This is a genomic window from Micromonospora sp. KC721 (assembly GCF_004348355.1).
Classification (GTDB): domain Bacteria; phylum Actinomycetota; class Actinomycetes; order Mycobacteriales; family Micromonosporaceae; genus Micromonospora.
In genome coordinates, this window is the sequence record NZ_SMJY01000014.1 from 47,757 (window position 1) to 55,457 (window position 7,701).

Here is a 7,701-nt window from a genome sequence, read left to right on the forward strand (position 1 = left end):
CACCTGTCGAGGGGACGGACCGATGCGGTGGAACGACGTGTTTATCGGTGCGGCGGCCGCCTCCCTGGGGCACGCCGAGTCCACTGACCAGGCGGTCGCCGACGGCCGCTACCCGGAGAAGGACCGCGACGGTGACGGCTATCTCTCGGTACGGGTCGTCGACCACGGCCCCGCGGTCGACCTGGCGGTCGCGGCCGGGCGCCTCGCGGTGGACCGATCGGGCCACCGGCCAGAGGAGTTCGCCCTGGTCACGCACTCGCACGTCGGCTTCCAGGGCCTCGACGACTTCGCCTCCGCGGCACACGTGCAGCGGCGCACCATCGGCGGGCCGGCGGTCGCGACGGAGGTCCGCCAGGCTTCCAACGGCGGCATGGCGGCCCTGGAACTGGCCGCCGCCTACCTGTCGGCCGACCCTGGCCGCCCGGCCGCCCTGCTGACCACCAGCGACGTCTTCCACCCGCCGGCCTACGACCGTTGGGGCACCAGCGGCACCCTCTACGGCGACGGCGGGACCGCGCTCGTGCTGTCCCGGGGCGCCGGCGTGGCGCGGCTGCTCTCCAGCGTCTCGCTGGCCGACACCAGCCACGAGGGGCTCCAGGTCGGTGACGAACCGTGGACGGAGGTCAGCGGCGGCAACGGCTGGCCGATCGACACCGGCGCGCGGATCGCCGGTTACGTCCGGCAACACGGTGAGGAGATCTTCATCGACCTGGTCCGGCGGATCTTCGACGCGGAGCGGCGGACCGTACAGGGTGCCCTCGCCGACGCGGACGTCGACCCGGCGGACATCGCCTGGTGGGTCTTCCCGAACATGGGGCTGTCGCTGACCGACTGGGACGCCCGGGCGGCGCTCGGCGTGAACCGGGACCGGACCACCTGGCCGTGGGGTCGCCGCTGCGGTCATCTCGGCGCCGGGGACCAGTTCGCCGCCCTGGCGTATCTGCTGGAGTCCCGCCGCGTCCGGGTCGGGGACCGGGTGCTGGTCAACGGGGCCGGCACCGGCTTCACCTTCACCTCGGCGGTGCTGGAGATTCAGGCCGAGCCCGAGTGGACGATCAGCGCCGACTGAGCCGCGCAGCACCGTACGCCGAGCCGGAAAGGCGATTCGATGATCACAAAAGAGCGGTTCATCCGTACCGTCCGCGACGAGCTGAAGCTGCCGCTGTCCAACCCGGACCTGGAGCACGACTTCGACCAGCCGGTGCACTGGCGCTCGATGCACCGGGTACGGCTTTTCGCCGCCCTGGAACGCCAGACCGGGCGCAGGGTGCCGGTGCGCCAACTTTTCGCCGCGACCACCGTCAGCGGGATCTACCAGCTCTACGTCGAGCTGGCCGGAGAGGAGCAGCGCCCGTGAACAGCACACCCACCCTGTACGACTGGTTCGCGCGGTCAGCACGACGCCACCCGGACAGCCTCGCCCTGCGGGCCGGCGGCGTCGACCTCAGCTACCGGCAACTCGCCACGGCCACCGCCCGGCTCGCCGACGACATCGTGGCCCGACGGGGCGTACGCCCGGCCCGCATCGGCGTGTTCGTCTCGCGCACCGCCGGCACGTACCTGGCCTACCTGGCGGCGCTGCGGCTCGGCGTGACGGTGGTGCCGCTGAACACCGACTTCCCGCCCGCCCGGCACGAGCGCATCATCCGCAGCGCGGGCATCGACCTGCTGCTGCACACCGCCGTCGACGCCGAACTCGCCGGCGCCGTCGCGGCGCGGACCGGCACCGAGGTGTGGGAGGTGCCCGACGGGTACCGCAACCGGGAACGCACCGACGGCACCGGCCCCGCCGACGGGTACAACGCCGACCCCGACGACTTCGCCTACATCGTGTTCACCTCGGGGTCGACCGGCACCCCCAAGGGCGTCCCCATCCGGCACCGCAACCTCGCCCACTGGCTGCCGTACGTGCTGGATCTCTTCGAGGCCGGCCCGGACGTCCGGGTGTCGCAGACCTCGGACCTGGCCTGGGACCTGTCCGTCTGGAACGTCTGGTTGCCCTGGGCGGCCGGCGGGGCGCTGGTCGTCCCGGAGCGCACCGAACTGCTGGTGCCGAGCCGGCACATCCACGACGACGGGATCACCCACTGGTTCTCCACCCCCTCGTCCATCACCACCGCCCGGATGCTCGGCGACCTCGAACCGGGCGCGATGCCGGGGTTGCGCTGGAGCCTGTTCGGTGGGGAGCCGCTCACCCTGGACAAGGCCCGGGCCTGGCGGGAGGCCGCGCCGCACAGCGTGATCGCCAACGTCTACGGCCCGACCGAGACCACGGTCACCTGCCTGACCTACCGCGCACCGGCGGACCCGGCCGAGTGGCCGCGTGCCGCACTCGGCGCCCTGCCGCTGGGCCCGGCGTACCCCACCGTGGAATGCGCGGTGATGGACGACGACGGCCGCCCGGCGGACGAGGGCGAGCTGCTGATCCGCGGGCCGCAACGCTTCGACGGGTACCTCGACCCGGCCGACGACGTGGGCCGGTTCACCCGCTGGCAGGGCGACCGCTGGACGATGACGGAGGGCGAGCCGCTCACCGCCGAGCACTGGTACCGCACCGGCGACCGGGTGCGCCGCCACGACGACGGCTACGCCTACCTCGGCCGGATGGACAACCAGGTCAAGGTCAACGGCTACCGCATCGAGACCGGCGAGATCGAGGCGGTGCTGCGGCTGCACGAGGCGGTCGACGAGGCCGCCGTGGTCCCGTGGCACGCGGAGGACGGCACCGTGGAGCTGGCGGCCTTCTTCGTCGGCGACCGGGCCCGGCAGGCCGAGCTGGAGGACTTCCTCGCCGAGCAACTGCCGAACTACATGGTCCCGCGCCAACTCAGTTGGATCGAGCGGTTCCCACACAACGTCAACGGCAAGATCGACCGGCGACGACTGGTGGACCTGGCGCTCACGCTGGCCGACGCCTGAGCACGGTCTCCCGCCACCGCAGGCCGCAGGAGGGCCGGCGGCGCGTGCCGGTGCCCGCCGCCGCGCCGGCCCGATCCCCTGCCCGGGCCCGTTCCGAACGGGCCACGGCCGTGCGGGTGGGTGGACCACCGGAGGCGGCCCACCCACCGTGGCTGCGGTCACGTCACGATGCCGGTTTCTGCGCCGCCGGGCTGCGGACCGCGGCGGTCGTCCGCCCGTCCTCCTCGGGGGCGACCGGACCGCCACCGCCGTGCGCCGCCCCGCCCTCGGGCATCCGGGCGTCGCGCAGCGCCAGCACGGCGACGAACGCGAGGGCGAGGAACAGCCCGGCACCGACGAACGCGGCGGCGTTCAGGCCCTCGGTGAAGGCCCGCGCGGCGGCACCGAGCAACTGGTCGGCCGCGCCGGCCGGCAGCTGCTCGGCGGCGGCGACCGCCCCGGTGATGCTCTCCCGGGTGGCCACGGCGGCCTCGGTCGGGACGCCGGCCGGCACCGTGGTGGCGATCTCGCTCCGGTAGACGGCGGCACCGATGCTGCCCATCACGGCGATACCGATGGCGATGCCGAGGTGGTTGCCGGTCTCGGAGAGCGAAGCCGCCGAGCCGGCCTTCTCCGGCGGTGCGGACCCGACGACCAGGTCGGTGCCGAGCGCGCCCATCGGGCCGGCACCGAGGAAGGCCAGCACGAAACCGGTGACCAGCAGCGGCAGGCCGCTGGTCGGGCTGACCTGGGTGAGCAGCAGGTAACCGAAGGCGGTGACCGCCAGGCCGGCCGAGATGAGGTACGCCGGGCGCACCTTCGACACCAGCGCCGGCGCCATCATCGAGCCCACGATGATGGCCAGCGTGGAGGGCAGCAGCCACAGCCCGGCCCGCAGCGGCGAGAGCCCCTCGACCATCTGCAGGTAGAGGCTCACCAGCAGGTAGATGCCACCGGTGGTGACCGAGCCGAAGAGCAGGATCACCAGCGCGGCGCTGAACGGCCGGGCCCGGAACAGCCGGATGTCGACCAGCGGGTTGGTCAGCCGGCGCTGGCGGGCCACGAAGATCACGCCGAACACGACGCCGGCCAGGATGGTGAGCACCGGCCCGACCGCCCAGCCGTCCTTCGCGACCTCCTTGACGCCGTAGATGACCGGCAGGATCGCCACCAGGGAGAGCAGCACGCTGGGCAGGTCGAGCCGGCCCGCGTTGGGGTCGCGGTACTCGGGCAGCAGCACCGGCCCCAGCACCAGCAGCAGCACCATCACCGGCGCCCCCATCAGGAACACCGAGCCCCACCAGAAGCTTTCCAGCAGGGCACCGCCGACGACGGGCCCCAAGGCTCCGCCGACCATCAGGCAGCTGAACCACACCGCGATGGCGACGCCCCGCTGCTTGGCGTTGTGGAACACGTTGCTGATCAGCGCCAGCGTCGAGGGCATCAGGGTCGCGCCGGCCACGCCCATCAGGGCCCGCGTCGCGATCAACATCGGCACGCTGTCGGAGTACGCGGCCGCCACCGTGCCCACGCCGAACGCGGCGGCGCCGACCAGCAGCAGCTTTCGGCGGCCGATCCGGTCACCGAGGGTGCCCATGGTGACCAGGAAGCCCGCGAGCATGAAGCCGTAGATGTCGAGGATCCACAGCGCCTCGGTGCTGTCCGCGCCGAGCTGCGCACTCAGGTGCGGCAGGGCGAGATAGAGGACGCTCTGGTCCAGGGAGAGCAGAAGGGTGGGTAGCGCGAGCACCGCTAACCCGAACCACTCCCGGCGGGTCGCCAGCTGGCCGGTGTCGTCCGGGGACGTGTCGTGCATGGCAGATCCTTCCCTGTTGCCGAATCTGGTCCCTCGTACAGATCCGCGGCGCGCCGGAAACTCATCGGTGCGGCAGAGACATTTCGCGGGATTGCCGTACCGGCGGACGGATCACGGCGTTGACCTGCTGGCAACGTCGTGTCGTGCGGCTTTTCACGCTGGCTGCGGGCCGCCCGACCTACAATCGACAGGGTGCACCGGGAGGGCAGGCGATGACGGTCGACAATGCGGTCCGGGCGAGTTTTCCCCGGCTCACCGACCCGTTCCGGCACGAACTGCTGGTCCACTGCTACCGGATGCTCGGCTCGGTGCACGACGCCGAGGACCTGGTCCAGGAGACCTACCTGCGCGCCTGGCGGTCGTACGACGGTTTCGAGGGGCGGTCCTCGCTGCGCACCTGGCTGTACCGGATCGCCACCACCGCCTGCCTGCGTGCGTTGGAGAACCGCAGCCGCCGGCCGCTGCCGGTGGGGCTCGGCGCGCCGAGCGCCGACCCGGACGCGCACCTGGCCCGCGACGGCGGCACCGACTGGCTGGAACCGGTTCCGGACGCGATGCTCCGGTGGGAGCAGGAGGACCCGGCCGCCATCGTCAGCGCCCGGCAGAGCGTCCGGCTGGCGTTCGTCGCCGCGCTGCAACACCTGCCGCCGCGACAGCGGGCCGTGCTGATCCTGCGGGACGTGCTCCAGTGGCGGGCGGCCGAGGTCGCCGACCTGCTGGAGCTCAGCACCGCGGCGGTCAACAGCCTGCTGCAGCGGGCCCGGGCGAGCCTGGACGACCTGGCCCCCCGGGAGGAGCAGGTCACCGAGCCTACCGGCGCGGCGGAACGCGAACTGCTCGACCGGTACGTGACGGCGTTCGAGAACAAGGACATCGCCGGGCTGGTGCAGCTGTTCGCGCCGGACGCGGTGTGGGAGATGCCGCCGTACCTCGGGTGGTACCAGGGGCCGGCCGACATCGGCCGGCACCTGGCGCTGCGGTGCCTGTCGGATCCCGGGCCGGTACGGCTGGTGCCGGCCGGCGCCAACGGCCAGCCCGCCCTGGCCACCTACATGGCCGGCGACGGCGGCGACTTCCGGCTGGTCAACCTCCAGGTGCTCACCGTGGTCGGGGCGGCGGTCGTCCGGGTCACCGCGTTCTCCGACCCGTCGCTGTTCGCGGTGTTCGGGCTTCCCGTGTCGGCGTCCGGGCGGCGTCTCGACGAGCTGGCCTCGGCGGGGCAGCCCAACGCGACACCGGACGGCACCGGACGGCTGACCGACCGGCCCGCCGGGAGCGCGGAGGTCGGGCGACGGCTCCCCGCCGATCTCGCCGCCCGTTCCTGACCGTCGACGCGCGGACGCGGGTGCCGGCCGTGCCGACACCCGCGTCCGGGGCTGGTCAGCCGGTGACGCCGGTGACCGTGCTGCCCGACTTGGTCACCCGGTAGCTGACCTGCTCACCGCTCCAGAAGTGGAAGGTGAGGGTCACGGGCCGGTTCTCGGCGACATCGGCGAAGAAGGCCGAGGTCAGGGTGATCTGGTTGGCGCTGTAGTTCGGCGCGAACGTCACGTCGAACTCCTTGTACGACGTCCAGTCGTGTGGACCCGCGTTGCTGCCGTCGGCGTACTTGGCCTCCATCGTGGCGAGCTGATCACCGCGGAACTGGGTGGGGATGGCGAACGAACTGGTCGTCCCGGTGGCGTTGGACAGCACCGGCCGGTCGTAGCTGATCACGTTGACCCGCCAGGGTACGCCCGCCGAGAACCGCAGGTGCAGCGTCGCGTTGACCCCGTACGCCCGGTTGCCGGTCAGCCGGGTGAGCGCGGCGGCGGTGAAGGTCAACTGGTCGCCGGAGACGGTGTAGTCGGTGCCCCGGACCAGGTCGGTGTCGCCCTGCCGGACCCCGACGAAGGACGTGCCGTTGAGGTTCAACGTGAGGGTCTTGCTGGTGATGGCGGTGGCCTTCGCGTTGAACAGCAGGTCCGACGAGGCGGTGCCGGAGCGGGTCGTCCAGCTCGACTTGATCTGGGCGAACAGCTCCGGGTCCTTCCAGACGAAGGAGGTCCGGTCGAAGTGCTGCCCGTTGTCCCAGAGCATGGTGGTCAGCTGTCGGGTGCGCGCGTAGTGGCCGAGGAACTCGAAGAACTTCAGCTTCTCGCCCTGCTCGATGGTGCCGGTGTGCCGGTCGAAGCCGAGCAGGCCGTACTCGCCGATGATGACCGGGATGCGTCGGGAGACGAACGAGTTGTAGACCCGGTCGAAGGAGTCGGTGAGGTCCTTCTGGACGGTGGCGTCGAAGCGGGTGCCACCGGCCACGTTCACGCTGAACGGCCAGTACCCGTAGAAGTGCACGGTCGCGATCAGGTTCGGGTCGTTGAGGGTGTTGAACGTGGACAGCAGCTCGTCGACCCGGGGCTGCTCCGAGGAGGTGTGCAGGGTGGGCAGCACCAGCAGCCGGTTGGCGTTGTTGCCGCCGGAGGCGCGCACGATCCGGTGGAAGGACGTGTTGAGTTCGTGCAGCAGCGCCGCGTTCTGGGCGTCGCCGGAACTGCCGGTGAACTGCGGCTCGTTGACGCTCTCGAAGACCAGCTTGGACGAGTGGTTGCGGAACGTGTTCGACAGCTGGGTCCAGATCGCGTTGTACCTGTTCAGCACGTTGGTGCGGTCGGTGGGCATGGTGTTGATCCACTGCCACGAGTCGTGATGGATGTTGATCATCACGTAGAACCCGTCGGCGAGCGCCCAGTCGACCACCTCCTTGACCCGGTTGAGGTAGGCGGCCTCGATGGTGTGGCTCGGTGCCCCGCCGAGGTGCGCCGACCAGGTCACCGGGATGCGGATGCTTTTGAAGCCCTGCGCCCTGACGTTGTCCAACAGCGCCTCGGTGATCCGCGGGTTGCCCCAGGCGGTCTCGTCGTCGCCGACGGCGTCGAGCGAGTTGCCCAGGTTCCAGCCGGGTTGCATCGCGGCGACCTCGGCCATCGCGTCACCGGTCGGTGGCGGGG

Annotated in this window: 5 protein-coding genes and 1 pseudogene; 4 read left to right on the plus strand and 2 right to left on the minus strand. The window is 71.6% G+C overall.

Annotated elements, in window-relative coordinates; translation table 11 throughout:
* Positions 1-22 precede the first annotated feature (22 nt).
* The 3 genes from E1182_RS04620 to E1182_RS04630 are packed head-to-tail and all read left to right on the plus strand — an operon-like array spanning position 23 to position 2,919.
* The gene (locus tag E1182_RS04620; RefSeq protein WP_132261369.1) at positions 23-1,069 is read left to right on the plus strand and encodes a ketoacyl-ACP synthase III family protein; all 1,047 of its coding nucleotides are present in this window, start codon (positions 23-25) and stop codon (positions 1,067-1,069) included.
* 39 nt (positions 1,070-1,108) lie between these two features.
* The gene (locus tag E1182_RS04625) at positions 1,109-1,357 is read left to right on the plus strand and encodes an acyl carrier protein (protein ID WP_132261370.1); all 249 of its coding nucleotides are present in this window, start codon (positions 1,109-1,111) and stop codon (positions 1,355-1,357) included.
* Complete coding sequence (locus E1182_RS04630; RefSeq protein WP_132261371.1) at positions 1,354-2,919, plus strand: amino acid adenylation domain-containing protein; 1,566 nt, start codon at positions 1,354-1,356, stop codon at positions 2,917-2,919. Before E1182_RS04625 ends, E1182_RS04630 begins: the two co-directional genes overlap by 4 nt.
* A gap of 163 nt (positions 2,920-3,082) precedes the next feature.
* Here E1182_RS04630 and E1182_RS04635 read toward each other — a convergent pair whose 3' ends face one another.
* Entirely contained in the window at positions 3,083-4,714 is a 1,632-nt protein-coding gene (locus tag E1182_RS04635; RefSeq protein WP_132261372.1) for an MFS transporter, read from the minus strand.
* Positions 4,715-4,926: 212 nt separating this feature from the next.
* Between E1182_RS04635 and E1182_RS04640 the strand changes: the two are divergent.
* Positions 4,927-5,931: pseudogene (locus E1182_RS04640) on the plus strand (sigma-70 family RNA polymerase sigma factor); the annotation flags it as partial.
* A 163-nt stretch (positions 5,932-6,094) separates the two neighbouring features.
* On the opposite strand, the gene E1182_RS04645 reads toward E1182_RS04640, so the two are convergent.
* On the minus strand, positions 6,095-7,701 hold a 1,607-nt coding region (locus E1182_RS04645; RefSeq protein WP_132261374.1), incomplete at its 5' end, for a cellulase family glycosylhydrolase.